Annotated in this window: 16 protein-coding genes; 15 read left to right on the forward strand and 1 reads right to left on the reverse strand. The window is 60.8% G+C overall.

Going from position 1 to position 24,407, the window contains the following annotated elements; all coding sequences use genetic code 11:
- Positions 1–1,055 precede the first annotated feature (1,055 nt).
- From spoIID to H582_RS27625, 7 genes are all read left to right on the forward strand, one after another.
- Positions 1,056–2,396, forward strand: coding sequence for a stage II sporulation protein D (spoIID, locus tag H582_RS32900; protein WP_052333248.1), 1,341 nt, complete (start codon positions 1,056–1,058; stop codon positions 2,394–2,396).
- A 119-nt stretch (positions 2,397–2,515) separates the two neighbouring features.
- The gene (locus H582_RS27620) at positions 2,516–3,364 is read left to right on the forward strand and encodes a M23 family metallopeptidase (protein ID WP_084137277.1); all 849 of its coding nucleotides are present in this window, start codon (positions 2,516–2,518) and stop codon (positions 3,362–3,364) included.
- 215 nt (positions 3,365–3,579) lie between these two features.
- Entirely contained in the window at positions 3,580–3,864 is a 285-nt protein-coding gene (spoIIID, locus tag H582_RS0113800; protein WP_021880270.1) for a sporulation transcriptional regulator SpoIIID, read from the forward strand.
- 91 nt (positions 3,865–3,955) lie between these two features.
- Entirely contained in the window at positions 3,956–4,960 is a 1,005-nt protein-coding gene (mreB, locus tag H582_RS0113805; RefSeq protein ID WP_028598981.1) for a rod shape-determining protein MreB, read from the forward strand.
- Positions 4,961–5,274: 314 nt separating this feature from the next.
- The gene (locus tag H582_RS0113810) at positions 5,275–6,135 is read left to right on the forward strand and encodes a flagellar hook-basal body protein (RefSeq protein ID WP_028598982.1); all 861 of its coding nucleotides are present in this window, start codon (positions 5,275–5,277) and stop codon (positions 6,133–6,135) included.
- 14 nt (positions 6,136–6,149) lie between these two features.
- Positions 6,150–7,001, forward strand: a complete 852-nt coding sequence (locus H582_RS0113815) for a flagellar hook-basal body protein (RefSeq protein WP_028598983.1) — start codon at positions 6,150–6,152, stop codon at positions 6,999–7,001.
- A gap of 64 nt (positions 7,002–7,065) precedes the next feature.
- The gene (locus H582_RS27625) at positions 7,066–7,386 is read left to right on the forward strand and encodes a DNA-directed RNA polymerase subunit beta (protein WP_164820128.1); all 321 of its coding nucleotides are present in this window, start codon (positions 7,066–7,068) and stop codon (positions 7,384–7,386) included.
- Between the two features lie 197 nt (positions 7,387–7,583).
- On the opposite strand, the gene H582_RS27630 is transcribed toward H582_RS27625, so the two are convergent.
- On the reverse strand, positions 7,584–9,749 hold the full coding sequence (locus H582_RS27630; protein WP_043111317.1) for an Ig-like domain-containing protein: 2,166 nt from the start codon (positions 9,747–9,749) through the stop codon (positions 7,584–7,586).
- A 359-nt stretch (positions 9,750–10,108) separates the two neighbouring features.
- Here H582_RS27630 and fabZ point away from each other — a divergent pair, with 359 nt between their 5' ends.
- The 8 genes from fabZ to H582_RS31960 all read left to right on the forward strand — a co-directional run bounded on the left by fabZ (position 10,109) and on the right by H582_RS31960 (position 23,555).
- Positions 10,109–10,540: a 3-hydroxyacyl-ACP dehydratase FabZ gene (gene fabZ, locus H582_RS0113830; RefSeq protein WP_028598984.1), complete on the forward strand. Its 432-nt coding sequence runs from the start codon at positions 10,109–10,111 to the stop codon at positions 10,538–10,540.
- Between the two features lie 100 nt (positions 10,541–10,640).
- Positions 10,641–12,350 (forward strand): phospho-sugar mutase, encoded by a 1,710-nt coding sequence (locus H582_RS0113835; RefSeq protein WP_028598985.1) that lies wholly within the window; start codon positions 10,641–10,643, stop codon positions 12,348–12,350.
- 124 nt (positions 12,351–12,474) lie between these two features.
- On the forward strand, positions 12,475–14,619 hold the full coding sequence (locus tag H582_RS0113840; RefSeq protein ID WP_028598986.1) for a DUF5693 family protein: 2,145 nt from the start codon (positions 12,475–12,477) through the stop codon (positions 14,617–14,619).
- The gene (csaB, locus tag H582_RS0113845; RefSeq protein WP_043111318.1) at positions 14,612–15,766 is read left to right on the forward strand and encodes a polysaccharide pyruvyl transferase CsaB; all 1,155 of its coding nucleotides are present in this window, start codon (positions 14,612–14,614) and stop codon (positions 15,764–15,766) included. The genes H582_RS0113840 and csaB overlap by 8 nt, the downstream gene beginning before the upstream one ends.
- A 140-nt stretch (positions 15,767–15,906) precedes the next feature.
- Positions 15,907–16,701, forward strand: coding sequence for a WecB/TagA/CpsF family glycosyltransferase (locus H582_RS0113850; RefSeq protein WP_052333272.1), 795 nt, complete (start codon positions 15,907–15,909; stop codon positions 16,699–16,701).
- A 114-nt stretch (positions 16,702–16,815) separates the two neighbouring features.
- Complete coding sequence (locus H582_RS0113855; protein WP_043111319.1) at positions 16,816–17,937, forward strand: glycosyltransferase family 4 protein; 1,122 nt, start codon at positions 16,816–16,818, stop codon at positions 17,935–17,937.
- A 168-nt stretch (positions 17,938–18,105) separates the two neighbouring features.
- A complete protein-coding gene (locus H582_RS0113860) occupies positions 18,106–22,188 on the forward strand; it encodes an S-layer homology domain-containing protein (RefSeq protein WP_127464415.1) in 4,083 nt (1,360 codons plus the stop codon).
- A gap of 917 nt (positions 22,189–23,105) precedes the next feature.
- Complete coding sequence (locus H582_RS31960) at positions 23,106–23,555, forward strand: hypothetical protein (protein WP_127464414.1); 450 nt, start codon at positions 23,106–23,108, stop codon at positions 23,553–23,555.
- Positions 23,556–24,407 lie beyond the last annotated feature (852 nt).

The following is a 24,407-nucleotide window of genomic DNA, read 5'->3' on the forward strand; positions in this document are numbered from 1 at the left end:
CGGTCGCTCCCCGCTGGGGAGCGTGGATTGAAACCATAGTGTTTTTCGTCGCCTCGAACTGCTTGCGCGTCGCTCCCCGCTGGGGAGCGTGGATTGAAACGGGTGCGTGAGCAATCGCGTCAGGACGGTGTTGGGTCACTCCCCGCTGGGAGCATGAATTGAAACGCGATTCGCGCGTCTCTGCCATCTGCTCCGCCGTGTCCCTCCCCGGCATGGAGCGTAATTGGAAGCCTATTTCCGTAGCCTTTGGAAAGGCGAGGGAATCTTTCCCTATTGGGAGCTTGAAAAACTAGGCGAGCGCTTCTCCTCACGAGAGATCATAAAAAACAGCTGATAAAAGCACAAAACCAACCCCCTCTGCGCGAGGCGGTTGGTTTTGTGCTTTTTCACAGGCAGTATTCCCCCGCCTTCGCCCTGGGAGGCATTTCAAGCCTCTTTCCAGACTCGTTTCGCCTGACCCTTCCTGTTCTATTCTATAATTCCCCTCTCATACTCTATAACGATGAGATGGAAGTAGAAGAAGACTCCGTCTACGGCGGGAAAGGGGACATGTGGAGATGCGGCAGGAAAGAGAGCGGGCGCGCTGGACTTGGGACGAAGCTGTCCAAAGGACAGAGGGGACCGAGCCGGAATCGGACCCGGTGATTGCGGCGAGAGATCGGTCTTTGCCGGCCGGCGAAAGCAGGAGCGAGGAAGTCCGGCAGACGAGAGATTCGCCGCGAGAAGCAACGTTGGCTGAAGAAACGAAGCAACAACGAACGTTGCAGCGAGATGCGCAGCAAGACAGCACGTCGCAAGAGAACGCCATGCAAACAAACACATCGCATGAAAACACATCGCTACATCAATCGCCGCACCGGGACGAGCCGCCAGTGAAGAAGCTTCAAGAGAAAAGGTCTAATGAACGGACGGTTCAGCCAGAAGCTCCGCGGGAGGTGAAGCAGCAGCAACACGCGCCGCAAAGGCAAGCGATGCGACGAGAAGGCCCTTCTGCCGGAGCGCTGAAAGGAAGGGGCGGGAGCGGATACGGCGCAGAGGAAAGCCGGCGGGGAAGGGTGCCCGTCAAAGGCGCCGCCGATGCGGTTAACCGCCGAACGCCGCCGACGCCATCGCCATGGACGCTGGCGGCGCTCGGCGCGCTGACGGCGGCGGCGATCCTGCTGCCGGGCCTGATCGCGCACCGGCAGGCCGAGCCGGAGCGGGCGGCCGTGGACGGGCCCGGCGGCTATGGGGCATCGGCTGTCTTCACGGAGCGCCAGCCGACGTTCACGACTTCCGCGGGCAAAGTCGTGCCGCTGCTGGGCGGCGCCCCGGACGTCCCGGCCCCAGGCGACGGCGGGACGAGCTCCGCCGCAGGCGGACAAGCCGCCTCCGCCTCTGCCCCCGGGGCATCGGACGCGGACGGCTCCCCGCCGTCCGGGCGCGAACAAAAGCCGGCCGAAGCCGGCCATGTCGAGCCGGAAGCGGAGCCCTCCTCTCCTTCCTCCGCCTCGGCGAACGCAGCGCCCGCCGAGCTCCCGCCGCTCGGCGAGCTCGACCGGATGCTCGTACGGGTTTATTTGACGGAAGAAAAGCGGGTGGAGAAGGTGCCGATGGAGCTGTACGTCCGCGGCGTGCTCGCCGGGGAGATGCCGATCGGCTTCGAGCCGGAGGCGCTCAAGGCGCAGGCGATCGCCGCGCGCACCTACATCGTGAAGCGGCTTGCCGCGAAGGACCGCTCCGGCGTGCCGGGCGGAGCCGCCGACGTGACGGATACGACGGCGCATCAGGTGTACGTGCCGCTCGCCGAGCTGCAGAAGCGCTGGAGCGGCGAGGAGCGCGAGCGCAACCTCGCCAAGCTGAACGCGGCGGTGCAGCAGACGAGAGGGCAGATCGTGACTTATGAAGGCAAGCCGATCGAAGCGCTCTTTTTCAGCACGAGCAACGGCTACACGGAGAACTCGGAGGATTACTGGGACGCCAGCCTGCCTTATCTGCGGAGCGTGGCCAGCCCGTGGGACAAGACGATCAGCCCGGAATACAAGGAGACGACGACGATGAGCCTGGCGGCGTTCTGGCGCAAGCTCGGCGTCAGCTCGAAGGCAGGCGCCCGCAGCCTGCGCGTGCTCGATACGACCGACGGCCGCCGCATCCGGAAGCTGGCGGCAGGCGGGCAGGTGCTTACGGGACGGGAGGTCCGGGAAAAGCTCGGGCTGCCCTCCACCCAGTTCACCTGGAAAGTAGAGGGCGGCGACATCGAGATCACGACGTACGGCTACGGCCACGGCGTCGGCATGAGCCAGTGGGGCGCGGACGGCATGGCCAAGGCAGGCCGCTCGGCCTACCAGATCCTCTCTCATTATTACACCGGCACGGAGGTCGTGCGGACGGCTTCGCTGCCCCGCAATCCCGCCTGAGCCCCGGACGGCCCGAAAGGGGAGGCCCGGCGTCCCTCTCAGGCGCTCTTGCAAATTCTCTATCGCCTCACGTATAAAGCCATCCAATCCGGCAACAATGGCTAGTGAGGTGATGAAAGATGAATGAACAAGATCAGAAGAACGCCAAGCAAGACCCTCCTAAAAATCAACTGGGAGGAAGAAAGCCCGCTTCAACCTACAAGAAGACCCTGTCGCGCAAATGGATCTCTCCGGCCATCTTTGTCGCAGCGGCAGCCATCATCGTAACCGTCATGTGGCTCTATCAAGGAGACGAGCAGAAGACTTCGACTACCGAGACTCCCGAGAGCGTGCAGACGGAGCAAGGCGGACAGGAGCAGATCCAAGAGACGGTCAAGCCGGTTCCGGGCGAGACGGCGCTGTGGCCGGTCGCCAGCGTCGAGGACGTGCTGGTGAAGCGGGGCTACTTTGACCGCAATGCCAGCGCGGCCGAGCAGGAAGCCTCCCTCGTGGAGCAGGGCAATACGTATAAGGGCAATACGGGCATCGACCTGGCCCGGGCCGACGACCAGCCGTTCGACGTGCAGGCCGTCCTGAGCGGCAAGGTAACGCTCGTGCAAGACCAGCCGACCAACGGCACGGTCGTCGAGATCGCGCACGGCAACGGGCTCGTCTCCGTCTACCAGAGCCTGAGCGGCGTCACCGTCAAGCCGGGCGACGAGGTCAAGCAAGCGACCGTCATCGGCAAAGCGGGCCGCAACGATCTGCAGAAGGAGCTCGGCGTGCATCTGCACTTCGCGCTGCTGAAAAACGACGAGCATGTCGATCCGTCCTCGCTGCTGCCGGCCGCAGCGCCCCAGCTGCAGACGGCGGCAGCCCAGCCGGAGGCGGGCAGCTCCGCAGCACCGGACGCGGCCGAGCAGACGGACGCGGGAGCGGCGGACAGCGCCGGCGCCGCGGACGGCGCTCAGCCGGACGACGCCGAATAAGCTTTTCGCAGGCGGTCCCATACGCCGGCCTTCCCCTAGGGAGGGCCGGTTTTTTTTATGTCCGCGCAAGGTCCGATTTCGGTTCTAGAAGCATCGGGAGTCCTATTTTCAGCCAATTGGGACGGAATTCCGGCTTAGGACTTGGCCATAAAGAATATCTGCCCGACCCCCTCATATAATGTACCAAACTTACAAACAGTCAAGGAGGCGGGAACGTGCACGATTACATCAAAGAGCGGACCATCAAGATCGGCCGGTGCATCGTGGAGACCAAACATACGGTGCGTACGATCGCCAAAGAGTTCGGGGTGTCCAAGAGCACGGTGCACAAGGATCTGACCGAGCGGCTGCCGGAAATCAACCCGGACCTGGCCGATCAGGTGAAGCACATCCTCGAGTACCATAAGTCCATCCGCCACTTGCGGGGCGGGGAGGCCACCAAGATCAAGTATAAAAAAAGCACCAAGCGGCGCGAGGTGCTGGCGGCCGGGAAACGCTAATTTTTTTCAACAAAATCAGAGGAAAAACGAGGTTTTCAGCGAATAATGGGTAATGGGCTTCCACACTATTCGTTAGGGGACTTCGGACGTTATGCTGAGCAAGGATATCGGAATCGATCTGGGCACCGCCAACGTGTCCATTCATGTAAAAGGGAAGGGCGTCGTGCTTGACGAGCCCTCTGTCGTCGCCGTTGAGACCGACACCCGCCGGGTGCTGGCGGTCGGCGACGAAGCCTATCGGATGGTCGGACGGACGCCGGGCAACATCGTGGCGATCCGTCCGCTTCGCGACGGCGTCATCGCCGACTTCGAGATTACCGAAATGATGCTCAAGGCGTTCATCGACCGCATCGGCGGGCGGAGCTGGTACAGCCGCCCGCGTATTCTCATCTGCGCTCCGACCAATATCACTTCCGTCGAGCAAAAGGCGATCCGCGAGGCGGCCGAGCGCTGCGGCGCGCGCGAGGTGTATATGGAGGAGGAGCCGAAGGCGGCGGCGATCGGCGCGGGCATGGACATCTACCAGCCGAGCGGCAACATGGTCGTCGATATCGGAGGCGGCACGACGGACGTCGCGGTGCTGTCGATGGGCGACATCGTCACGTCGGCATCCATCAAGGTGGCAGGCGACACGTTCGATTCGGACATCAGCCGCTACATCAAGGCGAAGTACAAGCTTCTGATCGGAGAGCGGACAAGCGAGGAGATCAAGATTCGCATCGGCTCGGTGCATTCCGGCGCGCGCAACGACGCGATCGACATCCGGGGCCGCGACATGGTGACCGGATTGCCGCGCACGATCAGCATCCATTCCGAGGAAGTGCGCGAGGCGCTGTCGGACTCCGTGGCGGCTATCGTGGCCGCGGCCAAGACGGTGCTGGAGCAGACGCCGCCGGAGCTGTCGGCGGACATCATCGACCGCGGCGTCATCCTGACGGGCGGAGGCGCGCTGCTTGACGGACTCGACCTGCTCATGGCGGACGAGCTCAAGGTGCCGGTGCTGGTCGCCGAGGATCCGATGCACTGCGTCGTCAAAGGGACGGGCTACATGCTCGACCACCTGGACCGCATGTCGCGTAAGAAAGCGCGTATCTAGCCCGCTATCAACCCGCCTGATTTTGGCGGGTTGATAGTCGGGAGCCCGCCAACCCGCCTGATTTTGGCGGGTTGATAGTCGGGAGCCCGCTAGCCCCCCGCCGTGTCCTAGGCGGGGGCCGGCGCTCGCTTGGCCGCTGCCGGAAGCAGCGGCTTTTTTGGCGCGTCCGCATCGGGGCTGCCGAACTATTCCGCCAGCGCTTGCCGGGACTCATCGCAGGCGGAATGCCGGCAAGTGGGCATCCAGCCCTATTCACAAGTCCTGGCGGCATGCCGATATAGACGACAGCAGAACACCCTCAAGGAGGCTCCTCCATGATCAGAGGCTTATATACCGCCGCGGCGGGCATGATCGCCCAGCAGCGCGTCCATGACACGGCGACGACCAACATCGCGAACCTCAATACGACCGGCTACAAAGCCTCCCATGCGCTGAACCGCTCGTTTCCCGAAATGCTGCTGTCGATGAGCGGCAAGAACGACGAGCCGGTCCGCCGGATCGGACGGCTCAGCACCGGCGTGCTCGCCGAGGAAAGCATCGCGCTGCAGGTCCAGGGCGACCTCAACAAGACGGACAAGCCGTCCGACTTCGCGATCCTCTCGGAAATCCAGGTGCCGGGCGTCACGTTCGACGCTTCCGGCAAGTCCGTCGCCGAGGACGGCACGGTGACGTATCGGCCGCAGGCTTACTTCACGGTGCTGAATGAGCAGGAACAGACGCGCTACACGCGCGGCGGAGAGTTCCACCTGACCGGAGAAGGCGCGCTCGTGACCTCCGACGGCTCGCCGGTGCTGGGGGCCGGAGGGCAGCCGATCGCCTTCGAGCCCGGCACGAGCCTGGACTCGCTGAAGCTGGACGGCAGCTTCCGCTTCGTCGACGCGACGGGAGCGCCGACGGGCCAAGCGCTGCTTATCACGCAGGTCGATCGGGTCGCCGATCTTGTCCGCGAGGGCGACGGCAAGCTGCGGCTTGACGGCGAGGGCGGCGCCGCGCCGGCGCAGCCGGGAGCGGGCATCGAGGTGCGGCAGGGCTATGCGGAGCGCTCGAACGTCGAACCGACGCAGACGATGCTCGATCTGATGGGCGCGATGCGCGCCTACGAAGCCAACCAAAAGGTGATCCAATTCTACGACAAGAGCCTGGAAAAGGCCGCCAACGAGATCGGCCGAGTGTAAAGGAGGGATGACCGGTGAACAATTCCATCATCAATGCGACGGTGTCGATGAGCGCGCTGCAGCAGCGGCTTGACCTGCTCGCCGAAAATATGGCCAACGTCAATACGGCCGGCTACAAGCGCAAGGAAGCGACCTTTCAGGACCTGCTCACGAACGCGAAGCAGCAGCCGGAGGCATTCCGCCGCGAGGGCCGCGTCGGTCCGCTCGGCTACAATCAGGGCTGGGGCGCGCGCTTCATCCAGATGGGGCCGGACATGACCCAGGGCAGCCTCAAGGAGACGGGGACTTCGACCGATCTGGCCCTCGAAGGGAACGCGCTTTTTGTCGTCGCGTCCGATGATGCCGGCGGCCGCGGCTACACCCGCAGCGGGGCGTTTCAGTTGACGGTGACCGGCCAGGGTGATACGATACTCGCGACAGCGACCGGGTATCCGGTCCTGGGTCAGGTGCCCGTGCAGACGGCGAACGGCGTCGTATTGCGCGAGGGCCCGATTGTCGTGCCGGAGGGCGTATCGCTGCAGATCAGCCCGGAGGGCGTCGTCGACGGCGTTCGCGCCGACGGCAGCCGGACTCGCCTCGGACAGCTGTCGCTGGTGCAGCCGACGCGTCCCGAATCGCTCGTCGCCGCAGCCGACAACCTGTTCGCCGTCGCCGCAGGCACCGATGCCGCCGACGTGCTGACGCCCGTCCAGGCGGGAGAGGGCGGCGCCGTCGCCGTGCGCCAAGGCTTCATCGAGCAGTCCAACGTAGACCTCGTGGAGGAGATGACCGAGCTGCTGAGCGTGCAGCGGGCCTATCAGCTCAGCGCGCGTGCGCTGACCTCTGCCGACACGATGGCCGGACTGGCCAACAATATGCGCGCTTGAGCCTTTCCTCCTGCAGCATGACGGGCGGGAGAGGGGCTCTGCCGCGCCGTCAAGGATGATGATCATGACCAACGATACTCAGGCTTCGTCGATGGGCGGAGCGCCGTCCCCGCGGGAAGGCGAGAAGAGCTCGTCTGCATCCGCAGGCGGCGCGGCGCGCCCCAAGGAAAAGCAAGCCGCGGCGTCCTCGGGCAAGCCGCGCAAGAAAAGCCGTTTTACCGCCTGGTGGTTCGCGCGCAAGCTGATCGTGCTCGCGCTGTTCGCCGGCGCGCTCGTAGGCGGTCTTTACCTCGGCTTTGTCACCGTAGGCGGAGGCAGCATGTCGGATGCGTTCGACATCGCGACCTACAAGCATATTTACGACCTGATCTTCTCGGATTCCTAGCCGGACCGGTTCCTTCGCGGAGCCGGTTTTTTGCACATCCGTCGGGAACCGGGGAGCCGTGCGCGAGGGCGCTGGCGGCAGCAGCCGGGCATGAGAAAAGGGACGAAGCCGAGATCATCTCGGCTTCGTCCCTTTTTTAGTGAAGCGGCCCGAAGGGCGGATGGGATCGAAGCGGCAGTGCCGCCTCGGAGTCCGATTTATTTGACCGTAACGCGCGCGGTGACCGACTTGCCGTCGAAGACGGCTTTGATCGTCGCCGTGCCTTTGGCGACGGCGCTCACCGTGCCGCCCTGCGTGACCGCTGCGGAGCTTTCACGGCTCGAGGACCAGAGGGAGGCTGCAGTTACTTCCTCATACGTTCCGTTGTCATAAAAGGCTTTCAGCTTCAGCTGAGCCGAAGCTCCCGGAGCAAGCTTGAGGCTTTTTTCGGAGAGCACGAGGCTCTTGAGCTTCGGCTTGACGGACAGCGATACGGTGACGCTCTTGCCTTGGTACGTGCCCGTCAGCTTGGCGCTGCCGAGCTTGAGCGCCTTGATCGTGCCGCGCTGCACGCTCGCGACAGCCGAAGCGTCCGTGCTCCAGTCCATTTTGGCCGCCAGGGAGACGGTAGAGCCGCTCTTGTACGTGCCGGTCACCTTGACCGTCTTGCTGCGGTTCGGATTGAGCGTGAGCGAGGACGGATCGACCGTCAGCTTGACGATCTCCTCCTCGATCGTTACCGGGAACGAGACGGTCTTGCCGAGGTAGGAGGCGGTCAGCGTCGTCTTGGCGCTGGCGAGGCCGCGCATCGAGTCCTCCAGCACGAGCAGGCTGCTGCCGGAAGCTTTCCAGACGGCTTTGGCAGTGACATCCTCTTCCTCGCCCGTCGTGTAGGTGATGGTGAGCTTCGGCAGCCCGACCGTCTTGCCGATGACTAGCGACAGGTTCTTCGTCTCGGACAGCAGGGCGAGCGGCTTGGCATTCACCTCGAACGGCAGCTCGACCGACATGTCGCCGAGCTCGGCCTTGAGCACGGCGCTGCCGCTCTTGCGCGCGATCCACTTGCCGTCCTTGATCTCCACGATATCGGAATCGCTGGACGTCCATTTGACGAGCTTCGTGACGCTGAACTCCGCGTCGTCGAGGCCGGCGGCGGTGATGGACGGCAGCTCGCGCGTCTCCTCGACGATCGCGGACAGCTTCTCTTCTGCTGCCTTGATGCGGACGGCGGTCGGATAGACCGTCACCTTGAGCGAGCGGCTGACGCCCTTGTATTCGGCCTTGATCGTCGAGGATCCGGCCGCCTTCGGCGTGACGAGTCCGCCGTCCGCGGTCGCCGCGTACAGGTCGGAGGACGTCCATGCCGCGAGCGCCGTCACGTCCTCGGCGCTGCCGGACGCGCTCGGGATGGAGGCGGACAGCTGCACGGGCGAGTCGGAGAGCAGCAGGTGCAGCTCGGCGGACGGAGACAGCTTGAGCACTTCATACGGCTGGCGCACGACGGCCTGCACCGTCGCGGTTACGCCGTGCAAGGAGACGGAGATCGTCGCCGTGCCGGGACCGACCGGCGTCAGGACGCCGTCCTTCTCGGCCTTCACGACCGTCGGAGCGGAGCTGCTCCAGACGGCCTTGGACGTGACGTCGAGGCTGGCTCCGCCGTCCTTCGGCTGGGCGGTCGCGCTCAGCCGGGCCGGGCTGCCTCCCGTCTCGAGCTCGACGAGCGACGTTTCGGAGAGCTCGATCGCCTTGTAAGGCGATTCGGCCGTCAGCGTCAGCGAGGCGGATACGCCGCGGTAGGAGGCCTTGATCGTCGTCGTGCCCGCGGACAGGATCTCGATTTCGCCGTCCTTGACCGTGGCGACGGCGGCGCTGGAGCTCGTCCAGTCGGCGTCCTCGGTCAGCTCGGTCGTCAGGCCGTTCTTGACGCCGAGGACATCGAGCTGAAGCTTGTCGCCGACGGCCGCCTCGAGCTTGGACGGGGCATTCTCGCCGCCGCGCTGCAGCTGCAGCTTGCTGTACGGATATTCGACCGTGACGGCCACGCTGGCGGAGTAGCCGCCGAACTTGCCGGTAATCGTCGCCTTGCCGGAGGCGACCGGCGTCAGCACGCCTCCGCTCACTTTGACGACCGAGGAGAGCGAGGTCGTCCATACGGCCGAGGACGTGACGTCTTTTTTAGCGGAGGAGCCGGAGTAGGAAGCCCACAGCACGAGCGCGAACGGGTCCTCGCCGTAGGTCAGGGACAGGCTGGAGCCGGCGTCGAGCGAGACGGAGGTGACGGCATCCTCGGCATGGGCCGCAGGGGCCAGCAGGGAGAGGGCCAGGACGGCCGCCAGCAGCAGCGACAGCAGCGTGCGGCCGCGCGGTGTAGCGTGTCGGGTCAACGGTAGACACTCCTTTTGAGTCGGGATTTTCGTCGGAATATACTAGTTAACGGCATATCGATGCGGAAAATGTAGGCAAAGGCTGGAAAATAGGAAGGGCGGCGGTTTTTTTTTCATTCGCCGGGAGGTATAATAACGGGGGCATGGCTAGGTCCCGAGGGTGACCGAACAGCCTCCGGAATCGACAAAAAGGACAAGCCCTTCGCGGATGTTCGTCCGGCGCGGGCCTGCCCTTATCTCAACCCCTGCGACCTGCAGGCTCGCGGGGGACAGTTCTAGTCTGGCCCGAAGCGGAGCGTTCCATGCGGATGCGGCCGCCGGGCCGGCGATACTATTTCCTCCGGGAGGAGACCCACAACTTGCTGAATATCAACGAAATCATGGACATCATTCCGCATCGCCAGCCCTTCCTGCTGATCGACCGCATCCTGGAGGTAGAAGAGGGCAGACGCGCCGTCGGCCTCAAGAACGTGACGATGAACGAGCCGTTCTTCGCCGGACACTTCCCGGGCTTCCCCGTCATGCCGGGCGTGCTCATCGTCGAAGCGCTCGCCCAGGTGGGCGCGGTCGCGATCCTCAAGCTGGAGGCCAACCGCGGCAAGCTCGCGATGTTCGCGGGCATCGACGAATTCCGCTTCCGCGGGCAGGTGACGCCGGGCGACACGCTGCGGCTCGAGGTGGAGATCACGCGGCTCAAGGGCATCGTCGGCAAGGGCAAGGCGACCGCCAGCGTCGATGGCAAGGTCGTGGCCGAAGGCGGCATCATGTTCGCGCTGACGGACCCGAGCTGATCCCGGCGAGGACGGCAAAACCATTCGGATAGGAAAATCGTCTTAGCGGGTGGACACTCCGCCCGCGGACGCCATACATAGACAAGGGAGAGATCAACGGATGTCCGTAACCGCAATCGCGACCGAACGCTATCATGCCTGGCTGAGCGATCCGCTCATCGACGAGGCGACGAAGGAAGAGCTGCGCGGCATCGCCGGCGACGAGAAGGAGATCACCGACCGCTTCTACCGCGATCTCGAGTTCGGCACGGGCGGCCTGCGCGGCGTCATGGGCGCCGGCACGAACCGGCTGAACGCCTACACCGTCGGCAAGGCGACCCAGGGACTGGCCCAATGGCTGCTTGCCCAGACGGATTCTCCGTCGGTCGTCATCGCCCACGACTCGCGCAACAACTCGCCGGAGTTCACGCTGGACGCGGCGCTCGTGCTGGCCGGCAACGGCATCAAGACGTATCTGTTCCCCTCGCTGCGGCCGACGCCGCAGCTGAGCTTCGCGGTGCGGGATCTTGGCGCGAGCGGCGGCATCGTCATCACGGCCAGCCATAACCCGCCGGAGTACAACGGCTACAAGGCGTACGGTCCCGAGGGCTGCCAGCTCGTCCCGCATGAGGCCGAGCAGGCGATCGCGGCGATCGGCCGGGTCGGCAGCTTCGCCGAGATCAAGCGGATCGGCCGCGAGGAGGCCGAGGCCAAGGGCCTGCTCGTCTGGCTCGGCGCCGCCGACGACCGCCGCTTCATCGAGGCGGTGGCGGCGCAGAGCCTGAACCGCGATCTGCTGAAGCGCGGCGCTGGCTCCGATCTCAAGGTCGTCTTCACGCCGCTGCACGGCACGGGCAACCATCCGGTGCGGGAGGCGCTGGCCGAGATCGGCCTCTCGAACGTGTCCGTCGTCCAGGAGCAGGAGCAGCCGGACGGCTACTTCAGCACCGTCAAAAGCCCCAATCCGGAGGAGCGCGAGGCGTTCACGCTCGCGATCCGGCAGGCGCAGGAGCAGGATGCCGACCTGATCATCGGCACCGATCCGGACGCCGACCGCGTCGGCGCGGTCGTCAAGAACAATCGCGGCGAGTACGTCGTGCTCACCGGCAACCAGTCCGGCGCGCTGCTCGTGAACTACGTGCTCAGCCAGCTCAAGGAGCGGGGCCAGCTGCCGGCGAACGGCGTCGTCGTCAAGACGATCGTGACGAGCGAGATGGGCGCGGACATCGCCAAGGCGCATGGAGCGGACGTCATCGATACGCTGACCGGCTTCAAATACATCGGCGAAAAGATGACCGAGTTCGAACGGACCGGATCGCATGCATTCCTGTTCGGCTATGAGGAAAGCTACGGCTACCTGACCGGCATGTACGCCCGCGACAAGGACGCCGTCGTCGCCGCCATGCTGATCGCCGAGGCGGCCGCTTATTACAAGCATCAGGGCAAGACGCTGTATGATGTGCTGCTGGAGCTGTACGACGAGTACGGCACCTATCTGGAGGGGCTGGAGTCGCGTACGCTCAAGGGACTGGACGGCGTGCAGAAGATCGGCGCCATCATGGACAGCTTCCGTTCGGCGCCTCCGGCAGAAGCGGGCGGCGTCAAGATCGCCGAGGTGCTGGACTACAGCATCGGCCTGGACGGCCTGCCCAAGGAGAACGTGCTCAAGTACCTGCTCGAGGACGGCTCCTGGTTCACGCTCCGCCCTTCGGGCACCGAGCCGAAGATCAAGGTATACTTCGCGGTGCGCGGCGAGTCGCAGCAAGCGGCGGGCGAGGCGCTGGACGCGCTCCGCTCCTCCGTCATGGAGCGCGTCGACGCGATGGCTTGAGGCGGCTGGCTCGCGAGCCGGGCAGATGCAGCCGATATAGATCGAACAGCCGCAGGGCGGGAGCGAGAGACGCCCCGCCCTGCGCGCCATAGAGGAACATGCAGTCAAGGGAGCGAGTGGACAAGTGTTGAAATGGCAGCAATGGAATCGGGGAGCCCGCAAGGTGCTGTGGGTGCTGGCGCTGGCATGCGTCGCCCTGTCGATGCCGATCGGAGCGAGCCGATGGCAGATGGAGAAGACCGCCGATACGGTGGAGTACGTATTCGATTATTCCGATCTGGTGCTGGTGGCCTCCTATCAGGCCAAGCCGGAGGAATTCATGAGCGCCGAGCTGGAAAAGCTCAAGGCCGCGGGCGTCGGCACGATGTCCGTATTCGAAAGCCGGCTCGACGAGCTGGAGATGGCCGGACGGCTCGGCTTGTACAGCGAGGCCGAAGCGGCGCTGCTGCAGAACAAGCCGGTTCCGGCCGATCGGAACTTCACCTACCTGCTGTTCGAAGGCGAAACGGAGCAGGCGGCGCTCGAGCCGATCATCCGCGCCCGCTTCGAATCGTCCGGCATCCGCGTGGACTCCTGGTCGTTCGACGGCCTCGCGGGGCTCGTGCTGGAGACGCCTTTGTCCGACGCGGTGCTCAAGACGATGGAGCCCGATCCGCTGGCGCTGGATCGGCTCACCCAGGCCGGCTTCCATCTGCTGCCGCGCCTGTCCGACCGGATTCCGTACGACCAGCAGCAGGCCGACGGCATGCTTGCCCGGTTCAAGGAGCTCGGCGTCACGCGCATCCTGTTCGACGGCAACGCCGTCAAAGGCGCGGCGGAGCAGGCGAACCTGCGCAGCCTCGACGGCTTCGCCGAGCTGCTGAACAAGTACGGCATCGGCCTGTCCGCGATCGAAAATCTCAAAAAGCCCCAAGAAGGGCTGAATACGCTTGCGTATAAGACGCACTATAATGTAGCGCGGCTCTACTCGTTGTCCGACAAGGATGCGGCTGCGCTCAAGCCCGATGTCATCGTGGACCGCTTCCTGCTGGCGGCCAAGGACCGCAACATCCGGATGTTCTACCTGAACGCCGCGCCCTCGGCCAACCTGGACAAGGGCATGGTGACCAACCCGCTCGACAATCTGTATGCCTCGATCGGGGGCAAGGACGGAGCGGTGCAGACGCTGGACCGCTCCGGCTTCCCGTCCGGTCAGGCGACGGCGTTCGAGCGCGACCAGCCGTCCTGGCACAAGGCGCTCAAAGGGGCGTCGGCGCTTGGCGCCGTCAGCTTGATCGCGCTGCTTGCAGGCGCGTTCTTCGGCGGATTGACCATTCCGGTGTTCCTGCTCGGCCTTGTCGGAAGCGCCGGCCTGTACGTGCTCAACAGCTCGCTGATGGAACAGGGCCTGGCGCTCGGAGCGGCGATCGCCGCTCCGACGCTGGCGATGGTGTGGGTCATCAATCGCATTTACGCCCATACGGACGGTCCTCGTCGCCCGGTAGGCGGCGAATGGAGCTCATCCGGCTCGGAGGCGACCTTCCAAGTGTCGCCGTGGAGCGCGATGCTCGGCGGCCTCAGCCAGCCGGGCACCCGCTGGGTGTTCCACGGCCTTTCCGCCGGCAGGAGGCTGTCGATGGCGCTCGCCATGTTCGTCGTGGCGACGCTCATCTCGCTGCTTGCCGTGCCGATCGTCGTCGGCCTGCTCAACAACATTACGTACAGCCTTGTCCTTCAGCAGTTCCGGGGCGTCAACCTGCTGGCCCTGGCGCCGATGGCGCTGACGGCGGCGTACCTGTTCCTGTTCACCGGGGGCAGCTTCTGGACGAGCCTGCGCCGCCTGCTCAGCCTGCAGATCACCATTCTGTGGATCGCGGCGGCGGCTGTGCTCGGCATCGTCGGCCTGTACTACTTGTCCCGGACAGGCAACGGCGGCACGGCGCCGGGCTTCGAGCTCGTCTTCCGCAATCTGCTGGAATCGACGTTCGGCGTGCGTCCGCGGACCAAGGAATTCCTGCTCGCTCACCCGCTCATGCTCCTCGGCCTGTTCCTGGCGCTTCGCTATCGGGCGGCCTGGGTATTGCTTGTTGTAGGAGCGATGGGCCAGCTGTCGATGGTCGGCACGTTCACCCACATCCACACGCCGCTGCCGATGTCGCTCATCCGCGTGCTGCTCGGTCTCGGCCTCGGCGCGATCATCGGGCTGGCGCTGATCGCCGCCTGGCAGATCGGCGAAGCGCTGTACCGCAAGCTGCGCAGCCGCGGAAAGGAGGCCACCCTTCATGGCTGAGATCCGGCAGGCAGGCGGCTCGCCGACATTCCGTATTGCCATTTCGGGTTATTACGGATTCCGCAACAGCGGCGACGAAGCGGTGCTGAAGTCGATTCTGCTCGCGCTTGAAGCAGAAGGACGCGAGCAGGGCGTCCGCATCGAGCCGGTCGTCCTGTCGGGGGACCCGGCCGCGACCGAGTCGATGTACGGCGTGCAGGCCGTCGGCCGCATGAGCCCGACTGGGCTGCTGCGGACGATCGCCGGATGCGACGGGCTCATCAGCGGCGGGGGCAGCCTGCTGCAGGACGTAACGGGCAGCAAGACGATTCCTTATTATGCCGGCATCCTCAAGCTGGCGCAGCTGCTCGGCAAGCCGACGTTCATCTATGCCCAAGGCGTCGGCCCCGTGCTGAACCGCCGCATGGACGGCCTCATCCGCCATGTCATGACGCGCAGCGCCTATGTATCCGTGCGCGATGCCGAATCCGCCGAGCTGCTCGGCCGGATGGGCGTCCCGCGCGAGCGGATCGGCATCGTGCCGGATCCGGTCATGGGGCTGCCGCTGCCAGCCGGCGCGGCGGACGCGGCGAGCGGCGGGGCGGACGACCGCACGCCTGTGGTCGGCATCTCCCTGCGCCGCTGGCGCAAGGACGGCGCCGACCTCGCCCGCGCCGCAGAGGCGCTTGGCGAGCTGGCGCGCCGCCGCCCGGTTCGTCTGCGCTTCCTGCCCTTCCATGTGCCGGCGGATGCGGAGGCTTCGCTCGAGACGATCGAGCGGCTCGGCGAGCTCGGTCCGGGCAGCAGCGCCGAGCTTGCCGAGCCCGGCGACGATCCGCAGCGGATGCTGCTCGAGGTGAGCCGCTGCGACCTGCTGGTCGGCATGAGGCTGCATGCTCTCATCTACGCCGCCGGCCAGCGGGTGCCGATGCTCGGCATCAGCTACGATCCGAAGATCGACCAGTTTCTCGCCAGGCTCCAGGAGCGCCCGGCTGCGACGACCGAGGCGATGGACGCTTCTGCATTCGCGGATGCAGCCGAGCGGCTGCTGGACGGCTCTGACGCCTGGCGAGCCGACAAGGCTCCGCTGATCGACCGGCTGCAGCGCGAGGCGGCCTGGCCCGCGCAACATATCGTCCGCCATTTGCGTCAAAAAGCGAAGAGGTGAAGGTTCGACCCATGTCGACGAATATAGACTCGAACAACAAAATAACAGCGTCCCCGGCTGCCGGGGCCGAGGATGCCGATCCGCCGAGCGGCGCGGCGCTTCAATCCGACGCTCCGGAAGCGGTCCGGCTCGCGGAAGCGATGGAGGACGCTACGGATGCGACCGAGTGGCTGGAGAGCCGGCTCGTGCCGAAGGTGTCGATCTACGGCGTGCCTTTCTCCCGCATGGGGATGGACGAGACGGTCGAGTATCTGACCAACCGGATCGAGGCGGGGCGGCCTTCCCAGATCGTGACGGCCAATCCGATCATGGTGATGATGGGCTTGGAGGATCCGGCCTTTCACCGGATGCTCCGCGAGGCCGATCTCGTCGTGCCGGACGGCGCGGGCGTCGTCTGGGCGGCCGGCCATGTCGGCCAGCCCGTGCGGGAGCGGGTGCCGGGCTTCGATCTGATGCACCGTCTTTTCCTCGAGGGAGAAGAGCGGGGCTGGACGGCCTACCTGCTCGGCACGACGCAGGAGGTCATCGACGAGGCCGCGGCCAAGCTTGGGGAGAAGTACCCCGGCACCCGCATCGTCGGGACCCATCACGGCTTCTTCGGCGAAAAGGAAGACCCCGACGTCATCGCACGCATCCGGGCGGCCCGTCCGGACATGCTGTTCGTCGCCCGCTCGGCGACGACGCAGGAGCCGTGGATCGCGCGCTACAAGCAGGAGCTCGGCGTTCCGCTCGTCATGGGCGTTGGCGGCAGCTTCGACATCATCGCCGGGAGGCTCAAGCGGGCTCCCGTCTTCATGCAAAAGCTGCGCCTCGAATGGTTCTATCGTCTGCTGCAGCAGCCGACGCGGTTCCGGAGAATGCTCGTCTTGCCGCAATTCGCTTTAAAAGTGATCCGGGACAAGGAAAAGGTGACAAAACCCTACGAACTTCGATAATTCACCGATATTCGCTGTGAAATGACCGAATATTGGGGTTGGTGTTTCTTTTTCATGCGAGTTATAATTCATTCCGGTGAACTTAAGGGGAGTTGAATTCGAGTGAATGCCACAATGCTTTATATAACGGGATTTGCCGTCGCGCTCGTTCTGGCGCTAGGACTGACGCCGCTCGTCAAGCGCTTCGCCTTCAAGGTCGGCGCGATTGACAAGCCGAATGCGCGCAAGGTCCATACTCGCATCATGCCGCGTCTGGGCGGCCTCGCCATCTTCTTGGCGTTTATCGGCTCGTTCTTCATCGTGCTGCCGTTCATTCCGGACGGCTTGCTGAGCGCGTATGACCGCAACCTGATCCGAGCCATGCTGGCGGGCGGCACGATCATCGTGCTGACCGGCGCGCTCGACGACCGCTTCGAGCTGTCGGCCAAGGTGAAGCTGCTGCTGCAGCTTGTCGCCGCCAGCGTCGTCGTCTTCGGCTTCGGCGTCAAGATCGACTTGCTCAACATTCCGTTCGGCCAAAGCATGCAGGAGATCTCGGGCTGGATCAGCATCCCGCTGACGATCTTCTGGATCGTCGGCGTGACCAACGCGATCAACCTGATCGACGGCCTCGACGGCCTCGCCGCAGGCGTGTCCGGCATCGCCATTACGACGATCCTCGTCATGGCGTTCGTGCTCGGCTTCGAGCCGATCATCCTGATGAGCTGCCTGCTGCTCGGCGGCATCCTCGGCTTCCTGGTATTCAACTTCCATCCGGCCAAGATTTTCATGGGAGATTCCGGCTCGCTGTTCCTCGGCTTCATGCTGGCGACGCTGTCGATGATCGGCTTCAAGCAGGTCACCGTCGTCTCCCTGATCACGCCGCTGCTCATCATCGGCGTGCCGATCGCAGACACGTTCTTTGCCATCATCCGCCGCTGGGTCAACAAGCGGCCGATCTTCGCGCCCGACAAGGGCCATCTGCACCACTGTCTGCGCGAGCTCGGCTTCAGCCATCGCAAGACCGTCCTCATCATTTATGGGGTGGCCGCCTTCTTTGGCTTCGCGGCGATCGTGCAGTCCACTTTCGTCCAATCTCACGCAGCCAACTGGGTGACGTTCGTCGTCATCAGCCTGCTCGTGTTCTTCATGCAGATTGGCGCCGAGCTGATCGGCATCGTCGACAAGTCCAAGCGGCCGCTGCTGAGCTTGCTGGCCCGCATGAGGCTCAAGCCCGACCAGCAGCGCGGCAAATAGCCTTCATTAGAATCGAAGCCTGTCCTTCCACGCGGAGGGACAGGCTTTTTACTATCTTCATGATAATAGAAGTTATCGTAAATCCGGCGCGCTCCTAACAATTTTCCAGTCATGGTCCGATAAATAACGTACACAAATTCCTATGCAACAGTATGGAGGAGGCTTCCCGTGTTCAAACGATTCAGCGCCATGGTCCTCATGCTGGCCCTCGTGGTCCAGCTGCTGCCGGTACTGCCTGCCCGGACGGCTGATGCGGCCGCGACCGGCTATTTCACATTCCCGAAGGAGACGAGCAGTTCGCTCAATCCCCGGGTGACGACGAACGGCCGCGTCAATCTGGAAGGCTCGGTCAGCAACATCGATCCGACGAGCATCACGTACAGCGTCCTGCAAATTGTGAACAACAAGAATACAGAAGATCCCGCCGACGACCAGATCGGCTCCAAGACGGAGAACGTCAAGGGCGGCATCTACCTGACCGGCTATAATCTGACGGCGAACAACATTGAACTATACTCCGGCCTCAACCGGATTACGTTCAAGGGCCTGCAGGGCGGCGCTGAGGTGTCGACCTCCATCTACATCATGTACCATGACGGCCCGGTGTTCTACAACCTGGCCGCTCGCCTGGACGGCAGCACGTTCCCGATGAAAGAGAACGCGACGACGGTCGTCTCCTCCGGAGCTTCGCGCGGCCGGACTTCGGCCGACATCGCCATCACCGGCAACGCGCCCAATGCGCAAAAGGTGACGATCGAGGTGAACGGCTCGAGCCGCAGCTACAATGTCTCCGCGACAAACAACTACGAATTCACGCTCTCGCCTTTGACGGTCAAAAAAGGCAAGAACCTCGTCACGATCAAGGTGACGAACAACAACCAGACCGTGGAAACGACGCGCGAGATCGCGTTCTACAACGGCGAGGTGACGTTCTATGACCTGAACCTCAACGAGCTGAACGGCACGACGATTACGAACAGCGCGGCGCTGGAATACTCGCCTGATTTCGGGACGAGCAAAGCAAATTCGCCAGCCGACCTCAGCGTGACGGGTACGGTCATTGTGCCGAACAACAAAAAAGTCGTGAACGGCGTGACGGTGCCGAATCCGGACCCGACGCAGCCGATTCAAATTACGCCTCGTCTGGATGGGACGGCGGCCGCGCCGGTCAATGCGATTCCGACTGTCAGCGCGGGCGGCTTCAGTCCAGAGGATGCCTTCTTTATTTATAAGGTCGACATCAAGCTCAGCCAGCTTCTATCCAGCTTCAGCTATGACCGCGCCTACTACCTCTCGCTGGAAGCGCTGAATACGGTCGCAGGCGAGTCTCAGGGCGTGTACAACCTCAAGTTCACGCTGCGCGACTCCTTGGCTCCGTTCATCAGCGAGATCAACTACATTCCGAACTATAAAACGACACAGGACCGCAACAATGAGAGCAAGCCGCTCTCGGGCGTGAATATCTACGACACGCCGCTGGCGGTCGAGGTGCTGATCGGCAACACGTCAGACACGACGCTTCCATTGACGGTATCCAAGATCACAGATATCAACGGCAACACGACGGACTATGAGTTGACAGGCGCAGTTCAACCGATCGATACGACACAGACCTATTCGACGACGGTAACCAAGACCGTCAACGGCGTTAACAAAACGTTCGTACGCAAGATTCTTGTCTTTACGAAGCTTCCCTATGAAGGAACGCAGACGGTCACGTTCAAGCACGACGCCAGCGCAACCGGCTCGGTCACGTTCAACATGCTGTTCGGACCGTTCCTCAAGTACGACAGCATCTATGATACGATGAAGATCGACTACGATTCGACCAAATTAACACAGCTCGATACGATCGTTTCCACGACGCTCAAGAACTTTGCTGCCACGCTGACCAACCTGAACGATCTGACGGACATTCGCTATGCTCCGGCTGGCGGCAAGCCGCAGACGATGTTTTTCTATATCAACAATGCCCCGATCGAGATCCAGCAGAATGGGGCGGTCAACTCGTTCCAGGCGACAGCAAACGGGATCGCGGCGGCCAAGGAGATCATGAAGTCCGCCGGCGCCTTCAATCTGAAATTCGTCTACAAGGGAAGCAAGAACAATTATGAGAACTCGATTACTATTTTCCTGAACCAAGTCAACCTCCCGGTCATTCCGGTCGAGGCCGACAGCATCTATCCGTACAGCAGCGACCTGCCGGCTCCGCTGGCCAATGATCCGAACTTCCCGAAATCGGGCAGCGTGTTCACGACGAAGGAACCGTATATGAACCTTCACGGCACGTTTGATTTCATCGATCTTGGAACGAGTTTGTCCGATGCGACAAATGCGCTTAATGGAACAGGCAGCACGATCGATAAGAGCAAATTCATCTTGAAGATCGAAGGCAGCAACATGAGCAGCCCGATCGTCTGGACGCTGGCTAGGGAGCTTCGCGTCATTGATACAGGTCTGCCTAAGGATCAGCAGACGGTTGGAACGATCAACACCGGCAATACCATCCCGGAGATTCCGAAACAAGGCGAGCGCGTGCCGAAGCTCGTCGTCACGTACGACCTCAAGACGCAGACATTCTCTTGGGTGCTGTCCAACCAGTACCTGAGCAAGGACGGCACGTCCAGCGTCTACAACTTCTACGTCTACAACAACGGCGAAGCCGGCGCGCGCGCCAGCTACCGCCTCGAGGTCGATCCGACGGCGCTGCCGTATAAAATTCTGCGCCCTCTGAACAGCAAGCGCATCGTCAACCAGAACTTCGTCGAGGTCATCATCGACGCGCCTAGCGCCAAGACGGTCACGGTCAACAAGCTGAACGCGGAGAAGATCGCCTATGACGCGGACAACGACGGCACGATCGACTACACGACCGCTTACCGCGTCGTCATCAGCGGGCTTAAGTCGGGCAAAAACGACCTGAAGTTTACGATCGCCAACGAGAACGACTCGATCAACGGCACCGTTACCGTCACTTACGCGCCGACGAATATTCCTGGCGCTGGCTTCATGGAAGAAATGAAGAGCTCGCACAAAATGTTTGAAGGCGAGCTGCAGCTGACCTTCCCGAAATCGACGACGCTTATCCGCCGCGACTACAACGTGCCGGAGAAGCTCAAGAACCAGGTGTTCACCGGCCATCGCCTGCTGTTCGGCATCGCCAACCCGACCGACGGCGTCGTCGACCGGCATGAGTTCGAAGTGCCGCCGGCCAACTTCGACCTGATTCTCGAGAGCCTCGGCAATATGTTCGAGAATACGTTCTCCACCAACTTTAACAAGGCGGGCAAGGTATTCTGGATCGACGCCGGCATGGCGGATGACCCGCAGACGGACAGCGTCAACGACCCGCTCACCTACGGCATCGATCCGTACCAGTATCCGACGGCGGACTTGCCTTCGTATGTGGATCGTCCGATCAACCGCGAGCTGGTGACGTCCAAAGAAGGCAGCCTGACGTTGTCGTATGACGCCAATATCGTCGATGCCAACGGCACGTTCATCACCGTGTTCCACTTCGATCCGAAAAAGCCGGAATGGGTCAACCTGGGCGGCGTTGTCGACACGAAGAAAAACACCGTGACCGTACCGTTCAAGGAATTCGGCTATTACGTCGTCGGACAGCTGAAGTATTCCTACCTGGACATCACGTCGCATCCTTATGCGCGCAACTACCTGGAGGCAATGTATGCCAAAGGCTTCATGAATGCGGCGGGGCTCGATGAGTTCGGCGCCAGCCTGTATACGTCGCGCGGCGAATTCGCCACGATGATGGTCAAGGCGCTCGGCGTACAGCTCAATTACAATACCGATCCTTCCAAGCGGCTGTTCAACGACGTCGGCGTCGAGAGCACCGCGCTGTGGGATTACCGCTACATTGAGACGGCGTTCAACGAAGGCTATATCCGCGGCAAGGCGCCGAAGACGTTCGAGCCGACGAGCAACCTGACCCGCGAGGATGCGGCCGTCATCCTGGCCAGGGCCCTCAAGCTCAAGCTGGAGACCGATCCGGCCAAGATCGAGAAGGCATTGCAGAAAGCGTTCAAGGACTACAGCGGCATCGACTATTACGCCCGCGCCTCGGTCCTTGCGATCTACCAAAAGGGCTATATTCAAGGCTCTCCGGTAGACAGCACCAATCCGAAGAACGGGTATGTGTTCGAACCGAAATCGAACCTGCTTCGCTCCGACTCGGGCATCATTCTCGGAAAAGTGCTGGTCGGCCTGAAACGACTGCCGAAAATCAATTAGATTAAATACAAGCAAATGAGCGGAGAGTCGTAAATAAGACAAGCTCATTTGCTTTTTTTATACATCTTGTGAATGTGGCAATCTATTTGGTTCCTGAATCTGGAGATGGGAAGTCAAATAAAAATTATGATTTTGATTCTAAAATATTTCATCCCAATAATACTCTCATACAGGCAGACGATCATGGTGCAGGAAATGATTATGTTATGTATTTGAGCAATCTCGCACCAAGTGAAACTGTTTATTGGAGGGTAAGAGGGCATACAACAAATGGTTTCTCGAGTACTCAGAGTTACCTTAAATGGATTGGAATTACTAGATTGTGAATGAAATCAAGTTTTGTTCTAATGGCATACAAAAAGCAAGAGAAGCTGCGAGAATAGTAGTTTCTCTTGCTTTTTGTGTGCTTGGCAGCACAATAAACTAACGAGGCACACCGTAACGCTTTTAGCGAACACCTATCTTCACCCGCTGGACCATTCTCGGACATGAATCCGAACCGGGAAAACGAACGACGCCATCGGACAAGGTGATGACGAAATTCAAAGAACGGTTGAAAGCTCTCAGGTACGAGTTCAGCTCCTTGTTGGCATAGGTAAACCTTTGGGTTAATCGATAAACTATCTAGGTTTTTTGGATGGTCGAAAGTCATTGGATTGATAAGTTAAAATTTTGATGAATGCGAAAATGGTAACATCTCATATTTCTTCATGAAAATACAAAGTTCCCGCTGGTTCCTTTGCGATACTTGGGAATTCTGAATCATAACAGAGATCAAGAATGGTAAATGGGGCTTATTCACATATAAATATAAATAATGTAATTTTGTATAAACCATATCCTTTTGAATGGAAGAAGGATCGCATTATTCCATCCAAAGGATGGGGGCTAATATTAAATCAATTCAGGAGGTTATTGTGAAAAAACTAAAACTGCTAGCACTATCAGTTGGGTTGGCCACTTTATCTTTTGCTGGAAGTGCTTCTGCAACTCCAGGTTTCGCCGATGATGGTTACAGTGCTCATTTCCTTCCTCCTAATCAATTTTTCTCTGGGAAAATTACTAGTTATGGTGACGAGGACTGGTTTCAATGGTTTAACTATACCGGTAGCCCAGTTAATTTGACTGTCTTTCTAGCAAATGGAAACGGTGACGGTACCCCAAGTAAGAATTTTGATTTTGATTTTAGAATCTATAGTCCAAACAATACTCCAGTTTCTCCTCTAGATAATGGAGCTGGAAATATAGATACAATGAGTGTTACAGGACTGCCGCCGGGATACACTATTTATTGGAACGTTAAAGGCCATTCGCCTAATGATTATTCGAGTACGCAGGAATATCTGACATGGTTATCTATTAATTAGATGAAAAATCAATTTAGGCTCCTCTGGGTTAGCTTTAGCTAACCCAGAGGAGCCTAAATTGTGAATAGACGTAAAGTAACAGATCAGTTGGCGACTTTTTTAGAATGAGGCCACCTTCTCGCTTGGTATTGTGAGTTTTAGTTAATTCACTCTATCAAACCTTTTTTGATTCTCAAGATGAGATTTGGCTGCATTCAACCGACTCCTCAAATGGGTTTAGATTGACTTGAGGCATGTTGAGTAGTCGAGTTTAGAAATCTTTAATTCATGTAAGCGCTCAACGCACATGGCGTTATTTAAGAATCTAAATTTAAATGATTTCGTTACCGACAGATGTAAAAGGGGCTAATTCAAAGAAGTCAAAGGATATTTTCAGGCTAAACTAGATGGTAAGAAGTATGAGGCCAATCTTCGACAGATTCCGAGGGATGGAAAAAGTTTCGAGTCGACGGAGCCAGGTTAACCAAGTTATACTAGGAATGCAGCCAAGAAGTACGCATCAAGGCAATACATAGCAAAACAACAGGCAGGAAAAAGAAAAAAAGTTCCGACGGCTCGCAACTTTTCGAAACGCCCTGCGTTTAAGTACATGGAGTCGCACAGAACGGAATCCAAAGATGGCAGGGAAGCCGGTCCGGAACATCAATTCCTTTTGCTCCGGTAACTCCGATGGAAATGGAACATATTCTCATCTCCCTCTTTACTGCCTCTACTAGCCCATTGTATAATGGTTTAGTGGTTTGACAGGCTTCCATTATTTTCTACTTGATTTTACGAGTTTCTGCGACATGTTTTCACACGTGTCTACAGCATGAAGCAGACATTTTTCTATATTATACTGCTCCCACACTC

It is taken from the genome of Paenibacillus pasadenensis DSM 19293 (genome assembly GCF_000422485.1).
GTDB lineage: Bacteria > Bacillota > Bacilli > Paenibacillales > Paenibacillaceae > Paenibacillus_O > Paenibacillus_O pasadenensis.